Source organism: Vibrio sp. 2017_1457_13 (genome assembly GCF_030851525.1).
GTDB lineage: Bacteria > Pseudomonadota > Gammaproteobacteria > Enterobacterales > Vibrionaceae > Vibrio > Vibrio metschnikovii.
The window spans coordinates 225,367-249,164 of record NZ_VHTA01000007.1; the positions used below are offsets into that span (position 1 = coordinate 225,367).

The window sequence follows — 23,798 nt, forward strand, 5'->3', positions numbered from 1 at the left end:
TAGAAAAGAGAAACCACAGCGTGGTATTGACCCCCTAATCTACCGCAGTTGTCTTGCGTATTTCAAGTAACAAAAAAGCTACCTAAAGTAGCTTTTTTATCAATCATGGTACGATTACTTGTTGCGGTTTTTTAAACGGTTCATCATTGATAAACGACGTTCAGCAGAAGCTTGATCTGGCTTATCTTCATTAGGGTTGTTACGACGGCCTTGACGATCTTTAAAAGCCGCTTTGGTGTGCAATTTTTCAAGGTAAGCATCGCGTTTTTTCGGCTCATACCCAGGCTGTTCGACACGGCGAATGCGTTGCTGGATAAGATTCTCAACCTGAATTAACGTTAACTCTTCTTCACGACTGACAAACGATACTGCATGACCTTGCTTACCCGCTCGGCCAGTACGACCGATGCGATGCACGTAATCCTCTGCTAAAAAAGGCATATCATAGTTAATGACATGAGGCAGATCGACAATATCAAGTCCACGCGCAGCAACATCCGTAGCGACCATCACACGGGCTTTACCCTCTTTAAATTCATCCAATGCACGGCGACGGGCACTTTGTCCTTTATCACCATGACAGATCACGGCTTTAATGCCATCTAATTTGAGCTCTTTAACCACTTGATTGGCGGTTTCTTTGTAATTCACAAACACCAAAACTTGCTGCCAGTTTTTACGACCTATTAACTCAGAAAGTAATTCGGTTTTACGTTCTTGATCAACAGGGTAAACCACATGCGCAACCGTACTTGCTGTCGTATTAACACGATCGGCATTAATCCGTTTAGGCTTGCGTAAAATATCACCCGCTAATTGGTTGAGCTGAGCAGACGTCGTCGCTGAGAACATCATGATTTGTGGTGACGTTTCAACTTCCAGCATGATCTTACGTACCGGATTAATAAATCCCATGTCTAAAATACGATCCGCTTCATCAAAAACTAAAAACTCTAAATTGGCCAGCGAGACATTACCTTCACTTAAATGCTCTTCTAAACGGCCTGGTGTTGCCACTAAAATATCAACCCCACTCTCGAGCTGACGCACTTGCGAAGACATTTTATTGCCGCCGTAAACGGCGGTAACACTCAGCGAAGTATATTTAACGTAGTCTTTAATATTTTGGGCAATTTGAGCGGCTAATTCACGAGTTGGCGCTAAGATCAACGCTCGCGCGGTATGCGGAGAAGGTTTTTTACCACTATCTAATAAGCGTTGGATAACCGGTAATGAAAACGCGGCTGTTTTGCCTGTTCCGGTTTGTGCCGTTGCAAAAATATCATGCCCTTTGCGAGCCTCGGGGATCGCTTGTTGCTGAATCGGGGTTAATTTTTCATAACCACATTCTGTTAGCGCTTTAACCAATTCAGGGGCAAAACCTTGAGATAAAAATGACATTTAACGGGTTCCTTAAACAGACAGCCGATGATTCTTAATATTAGCCGAGCACTATAGCGGATTTAGGGTGATTTATCTCACATTTATCGTAACTACGGATAAATTCTCTTCTTGTTACCAACAAGCATAGTCTCAATGTCTAAAGTAATAGGTTGGAAAACCGAAGTGAACGAATCCCGATAACGATAGAGGACCGTGTGACATAGCTCAGAAAGGGAGTTAAGGCTGGAAATCCATCTTTCCAGCCTTATTACATAAAATAGCGCTAGTTAACTGGTCAAATCGTCAAAAAACTTTTTAACACCGTTGAAAAAGCCCTCTGATTTCGGTTTATGCTTATTTGCCGCATCTCCACCACAAGAGTCTTCAAGCTCACGGAGTAACTCTTTTTGACGAGCACTGAGTTTAACCGGCGTTTCCACCACCAATTTGACAATTAAATCACCGATGGCACCACCACGAACACTCTTAACCCCTTTACCACGCATGCGGAACATACGTCCGGTTTGAGTTTCTTCTGGTACTTTGAGATTCACTCGCCCATCGAGTGTCGGCACTTCAACTTCACCACCTAAAGCAGCCATAGCAAAACTCACCGGGACTTCACAGTATAAGTTATTACCATCACGCTCAAAAATGTGATGTTCTTTAACATGAACTTGTACGTATAAATCCCCGGCTGGTGCGCCCATATCTCCCGCTTCACCTTCGTTAGCTAAACGGATGCGATCCCCAGTGTCCACTCCCGCAGGAATTTTGACGTTAAGGGTTTTGGTCTTCTGCTTGCGACCTTGACCATGACAAACATTACAAGGATCTTTAATGATTTTGCCTTTACCATGACAGGTAGGACAGGTCTGCTGAACAGCAAAGAAGCCTTGACGCATCTGCACTTGTCCGTGACCATGACACGTTCCACAGGTTTGAGCTGAGGTTCCTTTCTTGGCACCGGATCCATCACATGAGTCACAATGAACCAGGGTTGGGATCTCAATCTCTTTACTGCAGCCACGAACCGCTTCTTCTAAGGTCAACTCCATATTGTAACGCAGATCTGCGCCACGCTGTGGACGAGGAGCACCACCGCCACGGCGACCACCGCCAAAAATATCACCGAAGACATCGCCGAAGATATCTCCAAAATCGGCACCGCCACCACTAAAACCGCCGCCGCCAAAGCCACCAGCGCCTTGTTCAAAAGCTCGATGACCATATTGATCATAGGCCGCTTTCTTTTGCGGATCAGTTAGAATTTCGTACGCTTCTTTTACTTCTTTAAACTTATCCGCAGCACTGGCATCACCCGGATTGCGATCGGGGTGGAATTTCATTGCTAGGCGCTTATAGGCCTTTTTAATATCGCGCTCTGAGGCATCACGGCTAACGCCTAATACTTCGTAAAAATCACGTTTTGACATGTTTTAAATCACCAATTATTACTACCAACGGGTTCACCGCTCGGTGTTTGTATCAATATAGATAAAGGTGCTAAGGGTATCATTGATGGTTCCCTTATCTTTATAGACACGGATATCACCACAAATTTACGGGCGTTAGAGTTCCCCCAAACGCCCGCAATCAGACCGTTTCAGACTCTCGGCAGAAATACTGCCGAGTCAAGAACGCTTATTTCTTGTCGTCTTTCACTTCTTCAAACTCAGCATCCACAACATCGTCTTGTGTAGATTGCTGTTCAGCGCCCGCATTTTGTGCTTGAGCCTGTTGCTGAGCAATTTCCATCAGTTTTTGAGCAGCAGCCATCAGCGCTTGAACTTTCGCATCGATCTCGGCTTTATCTTCGCCTTTCTTCGCTGTTTCTAGCTCATTAATTGCCGCTTCAATTTTCTCTTTTTCATCAGCAGGTAGCGCATCACCCGCTTCTTCCACTTGCTTACGCGTTGCGTGGATCATTTGGTCAGCTTGGTTACGAGTGGTTGCCAACTCTTCAAACTTCTTATCTGCTTCTTTGTTTGCTTCCGCTTCTTGAACCATTTTCTCGATTTCAGCTTCGCTCAAACCACCAGACGCTTGGATAGTGATGTTTTGCTCTTTACCGGTTTGCTTATCTTTAGCAGAGACATGCAAGATACCGTCAGCATCCAAATCGAAAGTCACTTCAATTTGTGGCATACCACGTGGCGCAGCATTAATGCCTTCTAGGTTGAATTGACCTAGCGACTTGTTATACATCGCTTGCTTACGCTCACCTTGTAGAACATGAATCGTTACTGCACTTTGGTTATCTTCTGCTGTTGAAAATACTTGATTCGCTTTAGTTGGAATGGTCGTATTTTTCTCAATCAACTTAGTCATTACGCCACCCATAGTCTCAATACCAAGAGACAGAGGGGTTACGTCAAGCAGTAGAACGTCTTTCACTTCACCAGCAAGAACACCGCCTTGAACTGCAGCGCCAACGGCTACCGCTTCATCTGGGTTAACGTCTTTACGAGCTTCTTTACCAAAAAATTCAGCGACTTTCTTCTGAACCATTGGCATACGTGTTTGACCACCAACCAAGATAACATCGGTAATGTCTTTTACTGACAAATCCGCATCCGCTAGTGCAACTTTTAATGGCTCAAGAGAGCGTTGTACCAAGTCTTCCACTAATGACTCAAGTTTCGCACGAGTCACTTTAATGTTCATGTGTTTAGGACCTGTCGCATCAGCCGTAATGTAAGGCAGATTAACGTCAGTTTGCTGAGCAGAAGACAGTTCGATTTTCGCTTTTTCTGCCGCTTCTTTCAAACGCTGCATCGCGAGTGGATCGCTTTTCAGGTTGATGCCTTGCTCTTTCTTGAACTCATCCACCAAGTAGTTGATCATACGGTTATCGAAGTCTTCACCACCAAGGTGGGTATCACCGTTGGTTGCTAATACTTCAAAGGTTTTCTCGCCTTCAACTTCGTCAATTTCGATGATAGAAATATCGAAAGTACCACCACCGAGGTCATAAACCGCGATAACGCGATCGCCGCCTTGCTTATCTAGACCATACGCGAGAGCCGCTGCGGTTGGTTCGTTAATGATACGTTTAACTTCTAGACCCGCAATACGGCCAGCGTCTTTAGTCGCTTGACGTTGTGCATCGTTAAAATAAGCAGGTACAGTAATGACAGCGCCAGTGACTTTCTCACCAAGAAAGTCTTCCGCCGTTTTCTTCATTTTTTTCAGAACTTCAGCAGAGACTTGTGGTGCCGCCATTTTTTGGCCACGAGCTTCAACCCACGCATCGCCATTATCAGCACGGACAATTTTATAAGGCATGATTTCAATATCACGCTGAACTTCTTCATCTTCAAAACGGCGACCGATCAGACGCTTGATTGCAAATAGCGTATTTTCAGGGTTGGTTACCGCTTGACGTTTGGCTGGCTGACCAACCAAGGTTTCACCATCTGTGTAAGCAATAACAGAAGGGGTTGTACGCTCGCCCTCTGCGTTTTCAATCACACGAGGTTTGTTACCGTCTAATACAGCAACACATGAGTTTGTCGTACCTAAGTCAATACCAATGATTCTACCCATCAGGCTATCTCCAAAATAATTCTATGTTCGTTTTTTGCTATACCCCTTATGTGGGGGTGGAGAATCGGGATTCAACCCCGATCACAAACAAAAACGTGAATGTTTGCTTCTCTTATGCCCCATAGATAAGGGCGAGCCCATGCATTTCAAGGGGGAATAGTAAAAAAATCTAATTTTTAATGACGATATACCGAGTTATCTGCCATAGCGTCGACAACTGGGTATAACCCCACACTCTAAAAACAAGAAGCGAAGCCTAACTGACTTCGCTTCAACAACAATAACCCGTTGTTAATCAACGACGTTATTTAGCAACCATCACCATCGCCGGACGAACAACGCGACCGTTGAGTTCATAACCTTTCTGCATCACAAACATTACGGTATTCGATGCATGATCAGCGCTCTCTTGAATCGACATCGCTTGATGGAACTCAGGATTAAAGGTTTCACCTTCAGGATTAATGACCGACACGCCAAATTTCGTCACCGCATCGACAAAACTCTTATGCGTTAGCTCAACACCTTCAAGGAAAGGTTTAATCACCTCGTTTTCACAATCTGCCGCGTCAATCGCGCGCTCAATATTATCCAGCACCGGCAGTAACTCTTCGACAAAACGGCCAAGAGCATACTTGCGCGCTTTATCGACTTCTTGCTCGGAGCGACGGCGCATGTTCTCGACATCAGCCAAGGCACGCAGCATCGCTTCATGATTTTCCTTAGCGCGAGCTTCACTGGCCAGTAACGCCGCTTCTAATTGAGCAATTTTCGTTTCTTGGCCTTCTTCTGAGTCAACCTCGTGGTTCCAATCAATATCGGCATCGGTTCCCACAACGTCAGCTTCGGTATCTACTGCTTGTTGCAGTTCTTCTTCTTGGATTTTTTTCTCTTCTTGGCTCATGATCTCTCCAGAATTCCTATCAAGATTGTGCAAAAGAACCACATTATCTTGGTTTCTTGACACAAACATTCGCATAAAAGCGTCACTTGCCCTTATTATGGGGATGAAGAATTCTGATTCAAGCCCAATTCAGTTGGAAAACGTATGAAAAATCCATTTACAGTGATCGCGATCATAGGTAAACCAAGAAATAAACAAGCAATTCAGACACATAACGAACTGTACGCTTGGCTCACCTCGATGGGAAAGTCAGTACTGATTGATGATCGTTTGCGTGAAATTTTAACCGATATCCCTAGCGAGCATTTTGCCAGCTTAGTCGAACTTGGCAAGGTGGCTGATTTAGCCATCGTTGTCGGAGGAGATGGCAACATGCTTGGTGCCGCGCGCGTGCTATCACGTTTTGATATATCGGTGATTGGGGTCAACCGTGGCAACCTTGGTTTTTTAACCGATCTCAATCCGGATGACTTTGAAGAGCAATTAACGGCCGTATTAGCTGGCGATTATATTGAAGAAACCCGTTTTCTACTCGAAGCAGAAATTCATCGTCACGGCCAAGTAAAAAGCCATAATGCAGCGCTCAATGAAGCGGTCCTGCACCCTGGGAAAATCGCACATATGATCGAGTTTGAGGTGTATATCGATGATAACTTCGCCTTTTCACAGCGTTCTGATGGCTTAATTGTCTCAACGCCCACTGGGTCAACCGCTTATTCATTATCAGGGGGCGGACCGATTTTATCGCCCAGTTTAAATGCAATTACTTTAGTCCCCATGTTTCCACATACCTTATCCTGTCGCCCTTTGGTGGTTGATGGCAATCGACGCATTAAGTTAGTCGTATCACCAGATAACCGAGGGATTCAAGAAGTCAGCTGCGACGGGCAGGTTTCGTTGCCTGTTTCACCCGGTGATGAAGTCCATATTTACCAAAGCCCAAATGTACTCAGGCTGATTCACCCCAAAGATTACAGCTATTATCGTGTATTACGTAATAAATTAGGCTGGTCAAGTAAGTTGTTTTAATGTTTACCATTGACCAGCCGTGATCTGAGTTAAATTTTTCCTCCTGGACAACTTTACTGTATAAAGAAACAGTATATACTGTTGCTATATACAGTATTGTTTAATTATACAGGTGCACAAATGCTGGCTCATCTTAGTGTAAATAATTTTGCGATTGTAAAATCACTGCAACTTGAACTGTCTAAAGGTATGACCACCATCACCGGTGAAACGGGTGCGGGTAAATCCATTGCCATTGATGCTCTCAGTTTATGCCTAGGAGGGCGAGCCGAAGCCAGCATGGTGCGTCAAGATGAAGAAAAGACGGAAGTCAGCGCCGCTTTTATTCTTGATAACAATTTGCACGCCACACGATGGTTAGAAGACAATGATTTACTGGATGGTAAAGAGTGCATTTTGCGTAGAATCATTAGTAAAGATGGGCGTTCAAGGGCCTTTATTAACGGCAGTCCAGTCCCTCTTTCGCAACTAAAATCGCTAGGCCAACTGCTGATCAATATTCACGGTCAACACGCCCATCAGCAACTGATGAAACCCGAATTGCAACTGGCTATGCTCGATCAATATGCCGGACATCTTGATCTGCTCAAGCAAACTCGACTGGCCTATCAACAGTGGCGTCAAGTTAACCACCATTTAAAACAGTTACGTGAAAACAGCCAACAGAACCAAGCTCAATTACAGCTTCTTGAATATCAAATCAAAGAACTCAATGAACTGGCGCTAGGTGAAGAAGAATTCATCGAATTAGAACAAGAGCATAAACGATTATCCAACAGTGGCGATCTGGCTATTAACTGCCAAAAAGCGATTAACTTACTGTATGAAAGTGAAGAAGTGAATGCGTTGAACTTATTGCAGACCGTCAGCCATACCTTGATTGAACTGGCCGAAATGGACGCTCAGTTGAACACGCTGCCGACTATGCTCAACGAAGCCATGATTCAACTTGAAGAAACCAACAACGAGTTACGCGCCTATTTGGATCACATTGATGTTGACCCAGAACGCATGTCTTACGTTGAGGAGCGTTACTCTCGGGTGCTCTCGCTCGCCCGTAAGCACCATGTTCTGCCAGAAGAATTGTATCAACATCATCAGGCACTTTTACAGCAAATTGCCTTACTCGATTGCTCCGAAGAAAAAATCCAAGAACTGGAAAATGACGTCGCTGTCCACTACCAAACCTTTGCAAGCTGCGCAGAAAAGCTCCATAAATCACGCAGTCGTTATGCCAAGGAGTTAGATAAGCTGATCAGTCTTAGTATGCATGAACTGAGTATGGAAAAAGCGCAATTCAAAATTGATGTGGTTCAGCATCAAGGGCAACCCTCTCCGCTTGGGTTTGATCATGTAACGTTTTTAGTCTCAACCAATCCAGGACAACCATTACAACCGATTGCCAAAGTTGCCTCTGGAGGTGAGTTATCACGTATCTCGCTAGCGATTCAAGTCATTACCGCTCAAAAAATTGATACTCCGAGCTTAATATTTGATGAAGTCGATGTCGGTATTTCTGGGCCAACCGCTGCGGTGGTTGGAAAAATGCTGCGTAAGTTAGGCGAATCGACCCAAGTCCTTTGTGTTACTCACCTACCTCAGGTCGCTGGTTGTGGTCATCATCAACTGTTTGTTGCCAAACAGACCAAAGGCGGCAAGACCGAAACGCAAATGGTCAAACTCAGTGAAGAACAAAGAATCGCTGAACTCGCTCGCTTGCTCGGTGGAAGTCAAATCACACCATCGACTTTAGCGAATGCCAAAGAATTACTGATTGCAGCTTAATAAAAACATTTTTTCTGCTAAGGTTTGCAACCTAATTCAAAATTTGTAGTCTGAACAAGCTCAGAGTGGCGTGAAGTTTTTACTTCTGCTCTGGGCTTGTTTATTATCACCCTAGTTTTGACACTTACCAGTAGTAGAATATTACCTATGCAGTTAACCAAATGGCTTGTTGCCATCCCTCTTGCCGTGACGATGTTATCCGGCTGCTCTGTTTTAGAACGTTTGGTGTATCGTATTGATATAAACCAAGGAAATTACGTTGAGCAACAAGCTGTTGAACAACTCAAATTTGGCATGACCAAAGAACAAGTCCGTTTTGTTTTAGGTTCACCGATGCTGATCGAAAATGGCTTTCCTAATACTTGGTACTACATCTACCATCATACTCCCGGTCACAATCCATCAGTGCAAAAAAACCTAATCGTAAACTTTAATGATGCAGGTCAACTGATTGAACTGTCTGGTGATTTTCAGCCTAGCGACACCTTTTTTGAAACCCTCAATTAAAGCAACTCACTGATGATCTGAAACAAACTGATTACTATACAAAAAGCCCATCCAGTTGTTCATAATCTGGATGGGCTTTTTAGTCGTTAAGGCGAACAATCACTCACCGAGCGATCACAAATACAACCTCAAACCACGACTAGGCTTTCTTAGTCGCGCTTGAACTGGCTAATTTGGCTTGCTCAGCACGCTTACGGCGAATGTCTTTAGGATCGGCTAACAAAGGACGGTAAATTTCAATTCGGTCATGATCTCGCACCGTCGCATCCAGTTTTACATTACGGCTAAAGACGCCAACTTTGTTTTTACTAAGATCGATCTCTGGGTAAAGACTTAAAATGCCCGATGTTTGAATGATTTCTTCTACCGTCATATGACGATTGACAACTAACGTCATCACCCGCTGTTCATGAGGCAATGCATAAACCACTTCCACATGAATCCTATCTGACTCAATACTCATAAGGCGTACACCTGCTTCGCTCGTTGGGTAAACGCATTAACCATATTACTGGTCAACTCTGTAAAAATTTTTCCAAAGGCGAGTTCAATCATTTTGCTGGAAAATTCAAACTCTAACTTCAACTCAACCTTACAGGCATGCTCATCCAATGGGGTAAAATACCAACCTCCCCGCAAAGTTTGAAAAGGGCCATCAACCAAATGCATGATGATCGACTCAGCAGGACGCAGCTCATTGGCTGTAGTGAACGTTTTGCTGATCCCCGCTCTGGATACATCGACCGAGGCGATCATTTTATCTGCTGAAGACTCTAAAATGCGTGAGCCAGAACAGCCCGGCAAAAATTCGGGATAGCTCGCCACATCATTGACTAAATGAAACATCTGCTCAGCACTAAACGATACTAAAGCCGAGCGACAGACTTGCTTCATTATTTCCTCTTTTATCTCAGCGATTACGATAGTCCGAATTGTACGTTTATCCCTAGCTCACCTCAAGCTCAGTGCGCTTTCTGACCAAAGTTAACATTTAGCACCGTCTAAACATGAGCCACAGCCAATCAATGGGGTCAATAAAGCGCAAAATACCGCTCACGACTCGCTTTACTGACAGATTGCACCTTGAACTGCTTGAAGTTACTTAGGGATATCCTTATGCTACAGCAAGAAAAAACATTCCTTAACTTTTAACCAATCCGTAAAATGCATCCACTATGGTAAAGAAAAAATCAACGAAGAAAGCGGGTAGTAGCACTATCGCGCTCAATAAAAAAGCTCGCCATGAATACTTTATCGAAGATGAAGTGGAAGCAGGTTTAGAGCTTCAAGGCTGGGAAGTAAAATCCCTCCGTCAAGGTAAAGCGAATATTGCTGAAAGCTATGTTTTCTTGCGAGACGGCGAAGCCTTTATCTCGGGTATGACGATTACTCCATTACAACAAGCCTCAACTCACGTGGTTGCCAACCCAACTCGTGTTCGAAAATTACTGCTTTCCCGCCGTGAACTCGATAACCTGTTTGGCCGCATTAATCGCGAAGGGATGACGTTAACGGCACTGTCGTTATACTGGTCACGCTCTTGGGTCAAAATCAAAGTCGGCGTTTCAAAAGGTAAAAAACTGCACGATAAACGTGATGATCTCAAAGAAAAAGACTGGGCAAGAGAAAAAGCACGTGTGATGAAGAGTTCATTGCGCTAATTGTAACCACTTAACCATTTGATGCTAGACAGAATCTTTGATTCTGGTACTATGCACCAACTACCTCTGGGGCTGATTCTGGATTCGACGGGAATTTTGAAGTCTGAGGTGCATGCCGAGGTGCGGTAGGCCTCGTTAACAAACCGCAAAAAAATAGTCGCAAACGACGAAAACTACGCACTAGCAGCTTAATACCCTGCTGAGAGCCTTTCTGCCCTAGCTTCCGCTCGTAAGACGGGGAATAACAGAGAGTCAAAACCAAACAAGCTCGTGCCGCGTCTCCCGCCTGAGAGACAAAGCATTAAAATGAATTCAGGATAGCCATTAGATAGCGTGTCGGTTCGCAGTTTGACGGTGAAATTAAAGATCGACTAAGCATGTAGTACCAATGATGAATGATTTTCGGACGCGGGTTCAAATCCCGCCAGCTCCACCAACTCATAGTTTAAAGACGTCTCAGGACGTCTTTTTTCTTGCCTGCAACAACCACAAATCAACAACTTAGAGTATCATGGTATCTCAGGACGTTTCACTGCATCTTTGACTTTTAGTAACCATTGTAGGAACCTTAATATTATGTTCCTTATTTTTGGTTCCTAACATGCCTAGACAAACGAAACCTCTCACCGCAACAGAAGTCAAAAATGCGAAGCCCAAGGAAAAAGAGTACAGCCTTGTTGACGGCCAAGGTCTAAAGCTACGGGTTTTGCCAAGTGGCTCTAAACAATGGCAACTCAATTACTACAGGCCAACAAATGGCAAACGAGCAAATCTCAACTTAGGACGTTATCCAGATGTTTCTCTTGTACAGGCACGAAAAAGTGCTCTAGAAGCAAGAGAGTTGATCGCACAAAGAATTGATCCTCAGGAACATAAAGAGCAAAAGTTACAGGAACACAAAGCGATTCATGAACATACATTTTTGAATGTTTCTAAAGAATGGTTTGAAATCAAAAAGCACGATATCACTCCTGACTATGCCGTTGATATTTGGCGTTCTCTTGATTTACACATTTTCCCCTCCCTTGCTGATACACCGGTTAAACAAATTACTGCACCACAAGTCATAGACCTTCTTAAGCCAATAGAGGCCAAGGGTAGCCTAGAAACGGTTAAGCGCTTAGTTCAAAGACTGAATGAGGTAATGAACTATTCTGCCAACTGTGGCCTCATCCAAGCCAACCCGTTGACCGGTATTCGTGCTGCTTTTAAAAAGCCCAAAAAAGAAAACATGGCAGCATTGGCACCGACAGAACTACCAGAGCTCATGGGAGCTATCGCCAATGCCAGTATAAAGCGTACTACTCGTTGTTTAATTGAGTGGCAACTTCACACCATGACACGGCCTTCTGAAGCCGCAGGCGCTAGATGGGATGAGATTGAATGGGAAGAAAAAATATGGACCATCCCAGCCGAGAGAATGAAAAAAAGAAGAGAGCACCGCATCCCGCTCACTGAGCAGATGCTGGCGCTATTGGAAGTGATGAAGCCGATAAGCGGCCATCGAGATTTTGTTTTTCCGTCAGATAGAGATCCTAAGAAGCCCTGCAATAGCCAAACGGCGAATATGGCACTAAAACGTATGGGTTTTGCTGGAAGGCTGGTTAGTCACGGTTTACGATCTCTAGCGAGTACCACTCTCAATGAGCAAGGCTTTGATCCTGATTTAGTTGAAGCAGCCCTAGCCCACGTTGATGATAACCAAGTTCGAAGTGCCTATAACCGCACGGATTATCTCGAACGTAGAAAGCCAATGATGTGCTGGTGGAGCGAGCATATAGAAGAGGCCGCCAAAGGTAGCCTCTCTGTAACGGGGACTAAGCAGTTAAAAGTGATTTAATCCGACAGATCAAGCCTTGGCAATAGATTGGCTAACCAAGGTTCATGCTTTTTCTCGCGAATAAAGGCTACGGCTGTTGCAGAAAAAGCGGACTTTCGATTGCAAGCATCAACCAAGTTCTGCTCCATTGTAGCCAAAAAGCCATTCATTGTGACTTGCTGTGCTGGGGAAAGCGATGCGTGTAGCTCTATGAAGTGTAATGAATCCTTCACTTTCTTGATGACTTCGCTTCTCGCGCCCTTAATCGTTTTACTGTTGAGGTTATATCTTTTCGCGCTCTCACGAACACGAGAATACTCATCGGGGTGCGATATTTCGCTATAGCGAGACATAACTGCACCTGGATATTGCACATAAGAAACCAAGGTAACATCAATTGAACAACATGGATCTAATAGCTTAACGTCCTCTCCCCCGTGAGCAGCAATATTACAACAGTTCCAAACTCGCGTTGCTTCATCCATAAGAGGAAAGTAATCATGCTTACCTCCATTCGCTCTTGGCCGGTTCGCCTCAATGCAAGCGTACCTATAGTTCTTCGCTTCAAATGCTAACCACCAGTATCCTGGGTGCCTTTGGCTTATCCCATGAACTAATCGAGTAGCATAAGACTGCTTTGAAATTTTTACGTCACCTTTGGGTCTAAAATGGTCGACATCAAAATCTGTACCTATTCTCGGGACCTCCGAGTACCAACACTTATCCCCAAACTCGCGAATGAAGTTAGGTTTAAAGTCACTCCACTTACTGCCAATTGATTTAATTTCAGCAGACTTGTCAGCAGCTCGTTGTACTCTTTGTGCCCATTGTTGTGAATTAACGTCCCAATTAGCAGGCTTACACTGGTCGATAAGATTTGGATCTATGTAACGCACTACTCAATCAATCCTTGGTCTTTTAAAATCGCGTTAATGAGCTTGAGGCGATACTCTGTCGAGTCCTTGTTTTCAGCCTCCATCTGCTGCATGGCTTTTTTACGAGCAATTAAGAACTGTCGATAATCTTCATCTGGATGTATATAGCTATACCCCAATCGATCGAGTGAATCGTTCAGTTCATTCAATCGCCTAACCTCAGCCTCAGTGAGAGTGTCTTTTTCAAGAATTCTTCGCCTATCTTCAATCACTTTGCTCGTATGCTGATCCAGCGTCGTTGCCATGTCAAACATATCACTGGTTAGTATGCCATTGACGCCCATTCCAATCGGGCTTTCCAACGGCGTTTGAGCAAGTGATTGCCCATCAGCATCTTTCCTGAGAACCTGAATTTGTTCCTTGTTTAGCTCGGCAATAGCCAGCGGGTGGTGTGTGACCATCAAAATATGGCAAAAACGTTTATCAGGTATGAATCGCTTCAGGAACGAGTGATATTTGGCAGCCCATGCAGGGTTTAAGTGCGTATCCGGCTCATCAAGCAAGAACAGAGAGTCTTCCTCAACAGTAAACTCTAATAGCCCAAGTACAGTTAACAGTTGTTGTTCACCCTCGCTGAGCTCGCTGAATGACACAACTTCCCCATTTTTTAGTCGAACCTTGATGTGCACACTACTCAGCAGGTCAGACAACAAGGTGCTTTCGAGCATTTTGAAAAAGTTCTTGGCCCCGAGGCCTTGTGCCACTTTCTTCAGGCTGTAGAGATCAGGCAAAAATAAGTGAACAAACTCATTGTTTTTTCCTCTTCCTGTTAATGATGTTGACTCTTCTCGTTCTGCTTTTATCGCCCCCAGACTATGTGGCAACAATCTATTGAGGAACTCTCTGACGACACCTTTAGCTCCCCAGAATAAGTCCTTTTTATTTATGCTGCTCCATTCTGTCGGCCTGCGGAAAACAAAGTGAACAGAATGAAAAGCTGTTATGCCTAGATGATCCTCTAGAAACTCTCGCCCGACACCTTTTTGCTGATTTAAGAAAAAAGCCAGCAGCACAAACTGACTGTGAAAAGGCTTGGCGTAGAAAAGAGGACGAACCTCATCCTCAATTTTCACCTGGTTCTTTAGCAGTTGGTTATAAAACTTGGTCCTGTGCGGCTTAAACAAGTCCTCCAAGCGATCACTAGGACCTGAATAATAGGCGAATAAGTGCTTTGGCAGATAATCTGAATTACCTTCCTTATCTCGTGTCACTTTGGATAAAGATATGCTTTCTGGCAGAGAGTACTGACCACTTTCGCCTAACGTCGATACTTGTATTTTGTGTTGCTGAATTGGCGTCGAGCCATACTCCGGTGACGCATCAACTTCGATACGCCTACCTTGGGATGCCCCCAGTGAATATCCGAGTTTGTAGCTAAATGGCGCGGGCTCATCGCCAAAATCTAACGCACGAAAAATGCGAACTAGTGCCTCAATCACGTTCGATTTGCCTGAACCATTTCGTCCGATAAGAACGGTCAACAGTTGCCTGTTATCAAATTCAATCTCTAAATCTTGAACGTTTTTAAAGCCACTGCGAATGTGCAAGTAATCTATTTTCACTACTTAGCAGCCTTAAACTGACAGTTTTCGCCTTCACCCACTTTTTCGACCAAATTGAGTTCTAACAGACGTTTTAACTCAACAAACAACTCATCAATGGCTTTGAATGTCTCGAAAGATGAACTATCAAATAGTTGCTGTGCCGTCATAGCTTTTTTGACAGACTTTAGCTGCGCTAGCAATTCACTATTGTCATTTACGGCTTTTGTTGTCGACCGAGGTTGAGTTGGACTCTTATCTAACTGTTCTAATGAGGCTTCTTCTGCCGCTGAAGACTGCTCATCAGTGACATCTGCTGATTGCGGTTGAGCAACTCGATCTGCCTTATCAGTGAAAGGTTCAAACAGCTCACCACGAAACGCTCGTGCAAGGATTGATTGTGTTAGCTTGTCAACACGAAGCTTTGCGGCTTCATATTTTCGTTCAATGGCATTTGCTAGCTCAAATAACTCTCCAACCTTGCGAACAATCTCAGCTTGTTCATCCAACTCTGGGTAGCAAATAGGAGCAGCTGACACGACAACTTGATTAATCTTGGGCATGTTACCCGCTGTGCCCGTAGCGTTATCACGAAAATACTTGCGTACTTTTTCTGAAGACAAGGCTAAATGCAGGTACTTTGGCAATACCTTAGAGTTAGCTCGGCATTTCATAATAAGGTCAGGGTATACGTATTTATCATCATCCCCTTCATACAATGCACTTACTCCGACATAGTCGATACTGTTCGCTCTTTGTATGAGTAGATCACCATTCTTAACCCAAAGGTGCGAACTACTGTCGATATCCAAATTCACATACTTAAAGCACCCTTCGATAAATGTGCCCTGAGTGATTGAAGAAAGGGTCAAATTTCGATAAGGGGTAGGTCCAGCAACACCTTTAGGTGATTTGCCATTTCTTGGCTTCGCCAAAATTAAGTTAATTAGCTCTGTCTCATGCCATTTTTTTTCATTCTTAGAGCTCCATTCCTCAGTTAACTCACCAGATGTCGCCAGTTCCAGTATTATCTTTCGGAATCGGTTTAGTAGTTTAGGAATGTTTTCGAGGCGAGACTTTGCCATTTCTAGTTTTGTTATAATTTCGTCTAGGAGATCCGCAATTCTTAGCTGTTCCGGCTTAGGAGCAACGGGAACCATTATCGTCTCATATTCTTTAAACTTGAGGTTACGAAGATTATTGCTACCTCCTTGGTAATTAACAACTTCTCCTGTAAGGTAAAAATAATTTAGGTAATGATTCAAATACCCAGAATCAACTAGATCGTTGGTTCTCACCAACCGAAGAAAATTAGTGCATACTTTAGGATAGTCAGGGTTATGCTCTAGTACTGACTTATCGATTAGGACTGTTCTACCTACTGGTTGATCAGGCCCACCGCCAGAGATTTCCACAAGAATATCACCTTGCATTAAAGTCCGTTTTTCCAAACTAGATTTCTTAATAAGGCGCTTAACACTAGTGCTTCCTTTATCCTTTTTCCAGTTTTTAAACTCCGTACCTCGAATACAGTAGGCATATTCATAACCTTCCTCAGGGAAGTCACAATCTTTGCCCCAATCTCCTCCTAGTACAAAGGAGAAAAGTTTCTTAAGTTCAATTAAATCCCAACTTTCTGGCGAGCAATTCATAACACAACCTCGTCAGAAGCCTCTACACCGCCTAAATCAACTAAAATTGATTGCAAATCAGAAATAGCCCCTGCTAACTCTTCAATTGCTTCAGCAATAAGTTCATCAGGGTCAGGCAAACTGGCCGCATCTTCCAAGCTATCATCACGGATCCAAGCCAAGTCTAGCGAGTCACCTTTGGCTTTAATCTCATCACGGGTAAACGCACGCAAGCGGCAAGTATCAATATTACCCACAGCACTACCGTTTTGATGGTTATCAATAAAGGCTTGGCGCTGAACTTCGTCCACTTGCGTTAAATCACTACCCACAGCTCGGTAAAACTCGTCAAAGTGCTCTTTTTCTAAGACGGTACGTTTTCCAAATTTCGGCATATTGACGCGAAGGTCATACACCCACACCTTTTTGGTATTACCTTTGTCTTGGTTGATATTGGTTGGCTTATCAAAGAAGAGCACATTGGTTTTCACACCGGCTGCGTAGAAAATCCCTGTAGGCAAGCGCAAGATAGTATGCAGGTTGCATTTGTCCATCAGGTCATTACGAATTTTACGACCTGTCGAACCTTCAAATAGCACGTTGTCAGGTAATACGACAGCAGCTCTGCCGCCAGGCTTGAGCATAACGTGATACATGGCATGCAAAAATGCCAGTTGCTTGTTGCTGGTGTAGTGCACAAGATCGTCACGGGTTGGAATACCGCCACCTTGTTTGGTACCAAATGGTGGGTTAGCAAGAATGAGCGATGCCTTTGGTAAGGCTTTACCCTCGTTCGATAGCGTATCGCCGTACAAAACCCCTGAGTTTTCATCATCCACTGCCAAGTCATGCAGCATCAGGTTCATCATTGCCAGGCGACGTGTATCAGGCACCAACTCCATGCCAAAGAAGGTGTCATGCTGGTAGCTGTCGTAATCAGCTTCATCCAGCCCCGTCACATCGAAGTTCTTCTCCATGTATTGATGGGCTGCAATCAAAAAGCCGCCAGTGCCCGCTGTAGGGTCAACGATAACGTCACCTTTTTGATTGTGACGTTTATCTTTCGGGGTTGGCTTCATCAGCTCAACCATCACCTCAATCAGCACTCGAGGGGTGAAATACTGGCCTGCACCGGATTTTTTCTCGCTTGCGTTGATTTCCAGCAGGCCTTCGTACATATCGCCCAAGCCTTCTTGCTTAGCCGAATACCAGTCAAGCTTGTCTATCTCTGTGACCAGTTTTGTCAGTGTTGCTGGTTTGCGAATGCAGGTTGAAGCGTTGTTGAAAATTGCTTTGGTAATGAGTGAACCATGCGAGCCTAAGTGAACCAGTAGTTTCTTGTATTCTTCAAGGCGTGTTGCAGCATTGAACTTTTCAATGTCTTTCCAACGGTACCCCTCGGGGATCAGCTTTTCTTGACCTGTTTCTTCTACCATTTTCAAGAAAACAAGGAATGTCAGCTCGTTAAGGTATTCATTGTAAGTAACACCATCGTCACGTAGTAAATGACAAAGGCTCCAAAGTTTGTTGATTAAGTCTTGTGTGCTCATCGTTGTTCTTAGTTCAGTTAAATTGTTGGGTATTGTAACCGATTATGCGGTTTCTTTACGGTCATCATCTGACCAAATAGCACGGTTAAATTGCGCGAGGAGATCAACGACAGGCTGTTCGAAAAGCTTGTTCGCTCGTTGGAAACCACCAAGGCGTTGCTTAAAAATACCTTCGTTGAGGTTAGACTCGTCAACAACGATGTTGGCTTTCATCTGGGCGGCGATAGTTTCCAACCACTCTCGTTGCGGCGTTTTCCAAGCACGACTCGCAAGTATTTTCTGCAAGGCATTATCAACACGTTGCTCATACGGAATAAGGGCCTCACCGATTGCGGCTTGTCGGATAAAACCAATAATTCGGGCGGCGATGTCCTCATTTTTCACTTTTTTCCAAGCTACTTTTAGCTCTTCCTCTCTAAATTCGTTTTTTTCCAACTCTACAACGAGTTGCTTGAGGTCAGTTCGTGTCAGCTCCCATGGTCTTTGGATAACCGTTTGTAATGCCACCATCCGGTTACTATTTGCGTTTACAAAGGCAGCAAACGATGACAAGTAATCCTCTGGTTTCTGGCCGCTGCCATAGCCCGTTGATGTACCAGTAACGTCGTCAGGCTTGTCTGATATCACTATTTTGTTTCGTCCACTGCCGCCCTGTACTTTCATATCAAGAAGCTCGCCTAAGCCAGGATGGCTAACAAACCAAATCGCCACATCCTCTGTGTTCATTGCTTTCAGTTCTTTGGCGAACTCTTTAGGTGGCTTGCCAACGATTCGCTCAAATTCATCCTGTTGAAGTGGTGTTAAGTGGTTCTTCTTGCTTTGCAGTTTGGCAAGAAATTGATCTTTAGCCAGATCTTGCAGTTTGGTATCCGCCCCCTTGGTGATCTCTTGCTCCAACTCAGAGAAGGTAATGTCGACCTTGGTCACAACAGGTTTCATTGTGTTCACTTTCTCAAGCTGTTTGTAGATATCTACAGCATCGTAGATGCGGAATCGCTCTTTACCTATCTCGTCACAACGGCGCGTAGCTCGACCAAGCATTTGCTCGAACAAGATGCGGCTGTTGACACGTCGCAAGAACACTAGGTTGCAGATGCTCGGCACATCGACACCCGTCGTTAACAAATCCACCGTTACGGCAATATTCGGTAAGCGGTCATTTTTGAACAGACGTATTTTTTCCAGCGGCTTATCCGAGGCACCCGTAATTTTCTGAATTGCATCATCTTCAACTTCGCCGTGATAGTCTTCACACGCTTGTTTTAATGCTTCTACGACTTCATCGGCGTGGCGGTCTGTGACACAGAAAATCAATGACTTTTCTTGTGAGTACGGGTTTAAAGAATCGCTTTCGATTAGCCATTTACAGATCACTTTGGTGAACTCTGGGGCGATTACTTTTCTATTAAAATCCGAAACATCAAAATCCAACTCATCTGGCGTGTGGATCAAATCAAGCTGCTGAGTTTGCGGATCATAAACTTGAACTTCTTCGTTAACCTGATAGTTGATTCCTTCCGTATTTAACTTGGTGTGAATACGAACAGGCGGTAAGTGATCGACTAAGTGCCCATCAATCACAGCTTCGGTATAGCTGTATTCGAATACTGGCTCACCGAATATATCGACTGTGTGAATCGCAGGTGTAGCGGTCAAACCCACTTTAAAGGCATCAAAATATTCGATAACAGCGCGGTACTTGGACATATAGTCTTTTTGGTCCCGAAACTTAATCTCAGTATCGCTGAGTTCTCGGTCAAGCAAATATCCACGGTGGCACTCATCGACCACGATACAATCGTACTGTCCTACACCTGGTTTTGAACCATTTTCTGATGGGTACATGATGCGCTTCACTAAGCCCTGCACTGTCGCTACATGTACTTTGGTGTCATCATCAGGTACGGCTTTCGGGGCCTTATCCGGCTCCATGCCCATCACTTCGAAGGTGTCTGCGAAAGTATTGAGGTTTTCCATTCGCACTTCACCAAAATCAACCGAGGCTTGAACGCCCAAGGCACTTCTGTCTACTAAGAACAGAATTCGACGAAAACGTTGTGCTTTCAGCAGTCGATATACCAAGGCTATACAGGTCTTTGTCTTACCCGTTCCCGTTGCCATTGCCACCAGCGCCTTTTCTTCTCCATCTTTGATCGCTTTTTCTACAGAGAGGATGGCTGCTTTTTGATAGTCACGGAGCTTTAACTCGTACTCAAAGCCCATTTCATCCAACTCTGCGTTGGCTTTTCGAGGTGTTTGACGCAAGTATTCTTTTAGCTCGGGGGGGCTGTACCAGCCTTTGAGGGCTTTTCTACGATTGGTACTGTCTCTGACGTCTAAAAACCAAATACCGCTTTCTTGCTTTAGCTGTTTTAAATACGCACGGCCATTGGTGGCAAACACCACTGGTACCAAAAATTCATTATGCTGGGTCACTTCAACGTTGCTTGGTAAGTGCTGGATACCTTTTGCATAGCGTTTTGCTTGATCAACTGCGCCATACACATTCTTCGCAGATTTTTTCGCCTCAATGGTTGCTACGAGAGTCATTCCCATAAAAAGCGCATAGTCTGCCGGACCTGATTTTGTGGGCCATTCTGCGATGGCTCTATTCTTGTTCGGTTCAGGCCTCGCACCTTTTGAATATCGAAGATTTTCAGTATCGGCTTCCCATCCGGCATCCACCAATTGCTGATCAATAATGACTCGAGTCTCAGCTTCATCCATCTCAAAGGGAGACTTCTCAATACGCTGAATTTCAGAAGCTTGATCTGCTTTAGATTTAGAACGAAAAGTTTGGAAGTAAACAATGTTTGCTTCATCCATCTTGAGGCGATATGAGGACAAAGTATTCTCATGCTCTTCAGCTAACTCTTCCCAAATGGCCTTTTCTTCAGCCATTTTTTCGGCACGTAACTTCTCAGCTTGCGCTTTATTGGCTTCAACTTTGCTAAGTTCTTCCGCGACCTTAATGCGATCTTGCGTTCTCTGTGATTCAACTTTTAGTCTATCAACTTGCTCTTCAAGCTGGCGAACATAGTCTGATGGGTCTTCAGGCTTGACGAACTTCTGAATTTTAAAGCCTTTGGCCGCGCTTCCTCCGAAAGTAATATGGAACCACATGGATAGAGCATGACCTACCATTAATGCTTTAAGTGCATCTCTGTGAGTGCTGCTGTCAAAGATATGAGTGGCGTTATTTCCAAGCTTGCGGATCGTATGGAAGGCATCTCGAACATTATCATCAAGGCGAAGTACGCAATCTAGTTCTTTAAGAAGGTCTATTTGCCTGACATTAGCGCCGGATTCAACGCCAACTCGAGACGCGATAGTCTGGGCAATGGCTTCCCCAAGCTGTCGAATATTAACCAGCGTCGTATTTGGAAAGGGGACAAAATTCCGCTCCGCACTCTCAGCTAACTTAAAAAGCCAATCTTGGTGCGATTTTAGGAAATCAAAATTACTGAAGTCTGCCATGACGTATTATCCTTCGAAAAATTCTTCATCAATGCGTTTTAAGTAAATCACTTGCTCATCTCGGCTACCGATGTTGTAGCGGAGCATCAATTTGGCTAACTCTTTGCCATTAATCAGTACGATGCGCATGCCTAAATCTTTTGTGGTTTGAACAGCGGAAGGCGTGAAATCAGAGGTAGTGATAAAGATACCTTTCTGCGCCTTCCTTAGGTTAAGCGCACCAAAGAAGTCACGGATATCACCGGCGCTAATATTGTTGCCGTCCGCATAACGTTTAGCTTGAATATAGATTTGGTCAACTCCAAGTGGATCTTGGTTGATGACACCATCGACGCCGTTGTCACCACTTCGTCCCAATGTGTGGGCCATTCCTTCATCACTACCGCCATAACCCATTGCTAGTAGCAGGTCGATAAGTAGTTGCTCAAAAAAAGCTGGAGATACTTTGCGTGTTCGAGACAAGATGTCTGACGCTAATGCATCGTTGATTTGTTTGTATGCCGCTCTTAGTATTTCATCAGGCGTCACATCATTATTAAACAGCGTTGTCTCTTCGACTTTGGCTAAATCACCGTTTTTTTGCTTAGTGAACGCGTTGAACTCATCAAAACGTTTAAGGTATTGGTTATTGATCTCTTCACCACTGATTAGAGCATCTTGCCCCAACTCTGTTATCACGAAATGACCACGCCTTGTTGAGTCCAAAAGCCCTGCTTTCGTTAGATAGGTTTTGGCCCACCCAACTCGGTTTGTAAAAACTGCTTGTCGTCCGCTGGGAAGAAGTTCCGCTCTCTCGTCTTCTGACAGATTGAAATGCTCCGCTAGCAAGTCTACAACGTTACTCAGCTTAACTTCTTCATTCTTCGCAGCCTCTAAGACTGGCTTCATTAAATCTTGATAACTTGGAAGCACTACACACCCTAACCATTTTGACTTTTAATTTCGGCAATATACCAAGATATACAATCAGTTATATTGATATCCGTTACGTTTATTTGGACTTGCCAGCCAATCCAACTATTAATGCTCCCAAGGCCGCTCCCGCAATGAAAGTACCTACATTGCTCCCCCCTTCAGATTTAGCTTTTGTTGCGTTAGCTCTTAGCTGGGCTTGTACGGAGACTTGTTCACTATCCTGAAGATTGTTAACCGTATTCACAACTGAATGAAATAGCACCTCAGGATCAATACCCAGAGCTTTGGCACATTCAAACATCTGGTCGACTGAGAACGTTGACTTTCCAGACTCGAGGCGACTATAGCTAGCTTGCGAAAGGCCCATGCTCTCAGCTAATACGCTCTGCTCAACCCCTAGTTCTTTTCGTTTATTCGCGACGACTACGCCTAAAATCGATGAGTAAGAAACCATTTTCTCTTGCATTTTCACCACCCATAACAAATTTATACTTGAACAATTAAGCGCATATGCATAGATTAAACGAATTGATATACGTTTTACGCATTTCAATCTTTTTATTGCATACAAATACTTTAATTTAAAAAGGATAATTTATGAAGAATAAACTTAATATTGGTGACCTGCTTTATCGTTCAAAGCTGCTGGTGGAGCATGCCGGAATCTACTTAAGCAAAGGGAAAGTACTTCACAACTCTCCAAGCGGTAATGTAGAGATATGTGCTTTAGAAGAGTACGCAAATGGCAAACCAGTGAAAGTCGTCTTAAGCCATTTAAGTATCGTGTGAAGCAGTTGCTTGGTGGACGGTTACGTCTAAGAAATTACAACGCACAAGTTGGTGAAACATACGCGATGATCAAAGCGTTGAATAAGCTTACAGGGTTTGGGATGCCTAAAACTTGCCGTGTTGGCTAACAATTAACCGAAATGTGTCTGCTCTGCTTCGAAAATGAATTACGCAACAAAGCCCCTGTGGACATGACGCAGGGCAAGATCATGAACGTTTTTTGCGCAATGCGAGGTTAAGTTTGACCTGACGTGCGGGCTGTGATCTTATGCTCCTTTTTTAAGGTGTTGCCATGAATATTAATACCATCAAAGAGCACTTCA

19 protein-coding genes, 1 other RNA gene and 1 pseudogene are annotated in these 23,798 nt (G+C 44.1%); 8 read left to right on the forward strand and 13 right to left on the reverse strand.

The window, feature by feature from the left end; genetic code table 11:
- Positions 1-114: 114 nt before the first annotated feature.
- From FKN88_RS12055 to grpE, 4 genes are all read right to left on the reverse strand, one after another.
- A complete protein-coding gene (locus FKN88_RS12055) occupies positions 115-1,401 on the reverse strand; it encodes a DEAD/DEAH box helicase (RefSeq protein WP_158138020.1) in 1,287 nt (428 codons plus the stop codon).
- Between the two features lie 269 nt (positions 1,402-1,670).
- On the reverse strand, positions 1,671-2,819 hold the full coding sequence (gene dnaJ, locus FKN88_RS12060; RefSeq protein ID WP_154168842.1) for a molecular chaperone DnaJ: 1,149 nt from the start codon (positions 2,817-2,819) through the stop codon (positions 1,671-1,673).
- A 208-nt stretch (positions 2,820-3,027) separates the two neighbouring features.
- On the reverse strand, positions 3,028-4,932 hold the full coding sequence (gene dnaK, locus FKN88_RS12065) for a molecular chaperone DnaK (RefSeq protein WP_004395783.1): 1,905 nt from the start codon (positions 4,930-4,932) through the stop codon (positions 3,028-3,030).
- Between the two features lie 304 nt (positions 4,933-5,236).
- Positions 5,237-5,836 (reverse strand): nucleotide exchange factor GrpE, encoded by a 600-nt coding sequence (gene grpE / locus FKN88_RS12070; RefSeq protein WP_154170689.1) that lies wholly within the window; start codon positions 5,834-5,836, stop codon positions 5,237-5,239.
- Between the two features lie 144 nt (positions 5,837-5,980).
- Here grpE and nadK point away from each other — a divergent pair, with 144 nt between their 5' ends.
- From nadK to bamE, 3 genes are all read left to right on the forward strand, one after another.
- Positions 5,981-6,865, forward strand: a complete 885-nt coding sequence (nadK, locus tag FKN88_RS12075; protein WP_154168844.1) for an NAD(+) kinase — start codon at positions 5,981-5,983, stop codon at positions 6,863-6,865.
- A gap of 120 nt (positions 6,866-6,985) precedes the next feature.
- Entirely contained in the window at positions 6,986-8,650 is a 1,665-nt protein-coding gene (gene recN / locus FKN88_RS12080; RefSeq protein ID WP_004395786.1) for a DNA repair protein RecN, read from the forward strand.
- A 147-nt stretch (positions 8,651-8,797) separates the two neighbouring features.
- Positions 8,798-9,157, forward strand: a complete 360-nt coding sequence (gene bamE / locus FKN88_RS12085) for an outer membrane protein assembly factor BamE (protein WP_040904610.1) — start codon at positions 8,798-8,800, stop codon at positions 9,155-9,157.
- A gap of 139 nt (positions 9,158-9,296) precedes the next feature.
- Here the strand turns inward: bamE and FKN88_RS12090 are convergent, their stop codons facing one another.
- Positions 9,297-9,620 carry an RnfH family protein gene (locus FKN88_RS12090; protein ID WP_040904612.1) on the reverse strand — a complete coding sequence of 108 codons (324 nt, stop codon included), beginning with the start codon at positions 9,618-9,620 and terminating at the stop codon, positions 9,297-9,299.
- Positions 9,617-10,051 (reverse strand): SRPBCC family protein, encoded by a 435-nt coding sequence (locus FKN88_RS12095; RefSeq protein WP_154168846.1) that lies wholly within the window; start codon positions 10,049-10,051, stop codon positions 9,617-9,619. The genes FKN88_RS12090 and FKN88_RS12095 overlap by 4 nt, the downstream gene beginning before the upstream one ends.
- Before the next feature lie 281 nt (positions 10,052-10,332).
- Between FKN88_RS12095 and smpB the strand changes: the two genes are divergently transcribed.
- The 3 genes from smpB (at position 10,333) to FKN88_RS12110 (ending at position 12,658) form a co-directional block, all read left to right on the forward strand.
- Complete coding sequence (gene smpB / locus FKN88_RS12100) at positions 10,333-10,818, forward strand: SsrA-binding protein SmpB (RefSeq protein WP_004395790.1); 486 nt, start codon at positions 10,333-10,335, stop codon at positions 10,816-10,818.
- Between the two features lie 68 nt (positions 10,819-10,886).
- Positions 10,887-11,254: a transfer-messenger RNA gene (gene ssrA, locus FKN88_RS12105) on the forward strand.
- A 165-nt stretch (positions 11,255-11,419) separates the two neighbouring features.
- Positions 11,420-12,658: an integrase domain-containing protein gene (locus FKN88_RS12110; RefSeq protein ID WP_306687655.1), complete on the forward strand. Its 1,239-nt coding sequence runs from the start codon at positions 11,420-11,422 to the stop codon at positions 12,656-12,658.
- Here FKN88_RS12110 and FKN88_RS12115 read toward each other — a convergent pair.
- The 7 genes from FKN88_RS12115 to FKN88_RS12145 form a co-directional block, all read right to left on the reverse strand.
- Positions 12,655-13,533, reverse strand: coding sequence for a hypothetical protein (locus FKN88_RS12115; RefSeq protein ID WP_306687656.1), 879 nt, complete (start codon positions 13,531-13,533; stop codon positions 12,655-12,657). The genes FKN88_RS12110 and FKN88_RS12115 overlap by 4 nt on opposite strands.
- Positions 13,533-15,134, reverse strand: coding sequence for an AAA family ATPase (locus FKN88_RS12120; RefSeq protein ID WP_306687657.1), 1,602 nt, complete (start codon positions 15,132-15,134; stop codon positions 13,533-13,535). The genes FKN88_RS12115 and FKN88_RS12120 overlap by 1 nt, the downstream gene beginning before the upstream one ends.
- Complete coding sequence (locus tag FKN88_RS12125) at positions 15,134-16,765, reverse strand: restriction endonuclease subunit S (RefSeq protein WP_306687658.1); 1,632 nt, start codon at positions 16,763-16,765, stop codon at positions 15,134-15,136. The genes FKN88_RS12120 and FKN88_RS12125 overlap by 1 nt, the downstream gene beginning before the upstream one ends.
- Positions 16,762-18,294 (reverse strand): N-6 DNA methylase, encoded by a 1,533-nt coding sequence (locus FKN88_RS12130; protein WP_306687659.1) that lies wholly within the window; start codon positions 18,292-18,294, stop codon positions 16,762-16,764. The genes FKN88_RS12125 and FKN88_RS12130 overlap by 4 nt, the downstream gene beginning before the upstream one ends.
- Positions 18,295-18,336: 42 nt before the next feature.
- Positions 18,337-21,771 carry a type I restriction-modification system endonuclease gene (gene hsdR, locus FKN88_RS12135; RefSeq protein WP_306687660.1) on the reverse strand — a complete coding sequence of 1,145 codons (3,435 nt, stop codon included), beginning with the start codon at positions 21,769-21,771 and terminating at the stop codon, positions 18,337-18,339.
- A gap of 6 nt (positions 21,772-21,777) precedes the next feature.
- Positions 21,778-22,683 carry a restriction endonuclease gene (locus tag FKN88_RS12140; protein ID WP_306687661.1) on the reverse strand — a complete coding sequence of 302 codons (906 nt, stop codon included), beginning with the start codon at positions 22,681-22,683 and terminating at the stop codon, positions 21,778-21,780.
- Between the two features lie 79 nt (positions 22,684-22,762).
- On the reverse strand, positions 22,763-23,152 hold the full coding sequence (locus tag FKN88_RS12145; RefSeq protein ID WP_306687662.1) for a helix-turn-helix domain-containing protein: 390 nt from the start codon (positions 23,150-23,152) through the stop codon (positions 22,763-22,765).
- A 131-nt stretch (positions 23,153-23,283) separates the two neighbouring features.
- On the opposite strand from FKN88_RS12145, the gene FKN88_RS12150 reads away from it, so the two are divergent.
- Positions 23,284-23,475, forward strand: coding sequence for an NlpC/P60 family protein (locus FKN88_RS12150; protein WP_306687663.1), 192 nt, complete (start codon positions 23,284-23,286; stop codon positions 23,473-23,475).
- Positions 23,466-23,603 (forward strand): annotated as a pseudogene (locus FKN88_RS12155) (IS5/IS1182 family transposase); the annotation flags it as partial. The gene FKN88_RS12150 and the pseudogene FKN88_RS12155, both read left to right, overlap by 10 nt.
- Positions 23,604-23,798 lie beyond the last annotated feature (195 nt).

Coding starts and splice junctions, on each gene's coding strand:
- FKN88_RS12055 (WP_158138020.1), bottom strand. CDS start 1,401: ATGTCATTTTTATCTCAAGGTTTTGCCCCTGAATTGGTTAAAGCGCTA.
- dnaJ (WP_154168842.1), bottom strand. CDS start 2,819: ATGTCAAAACGTGATTTTTACGAAGTATTAGGCGTTAGCCGTGATGCC.
- dnaK (WP_004395783.1), bottom strand. CDS start 4,932: ATGGGTAGAATCATTGGTATTGACTTAGGTACGACAAACTCATGTGTT.
- grpE (WP_154170689.1), bottom strand. CDS start 5,836: ATGAGCCAAGAAGAGAAAAAAATCCAAGAAGAAGAACTGCAACAAGCA.
- nadK (WP_154168844.1), top strand. CDS start 5,981: ATGAAAAATCCATTTACAGTGATCGCGATCATAGGTAAACCAAGAAAT.
- recN (WP_004395786.1), top strand. CDS start 6,986: ATGCTGGCTCATCTTAGTGTAAATAATTTTGCGATTGTAAAATCACTG.
- bamE (WP_040904610.1), top strand. CDS start 8,798: ATGCAGTTAACCAAATGGCTTGTTGCCATCCCTCTTGCCGTGACGATG.
- FKN88_RS12090 (WP_040904612.1), bottom strand. CDS start 9,620: ATGAGTATTGAGTCAGATAGGATTCATGTGGAAGTGGTTTATGCATTG.
- FKN88_RS12095 (WP_154168846.1), bottom strand. CDS start 10,051: ATGAAGCAAGTCTGTCGCTCGGCTTTAGTATCGTTTAGTGCTGAGCAG.
- smpB (WP_004395790.1), top strand. CDS start 10,333: ATGGTAAAGAAAAAATCAACGAAGAAAGCGGGTAGTAGCACTATCGCG.
- FKN88_RS12110 (WP_306687655.1), top strand. CDS start 11,420: ATGCCTAGACAAACGAAACCTCTCACCGCAACAGAAGTCAAAAATGCG.
- FKN88_RS12125 (WP_306687658.1), bottom strand. CDS start 16,765: ATGAATTGCTCGCCAGAAAGTTGGGATTTAATTGAACTTAAGAAACTT.
- FKN88_RS12130 (WP_306687659.1), bottom strand. CDS start 18,294: ATGAGCACACAAGACTTAATCAACAAACTTTGGAGCCTTTGTCATTTA.
- hsdR (WP_306687660.1), bottom strand. CDS start 21,771: ATGGCAGACTTCAGTAATTTTGATTTCCTAAAATCGCACCAAGATTGG.
- FKN88_RS12145 (WP_306687662.1), bottom strand. CDS start 23,152: ATGCAAGAGAAAATGGTTTCTTACTCATCGATTTTAGGCGTAGTCGTC.
- FKN88_RS12150 (WP_306687663.1), top strand. CDS start 23,284: ATGAAGAATAAACTTAATATTGGTGACCTGCTTTATCGTTCAAAGCTG.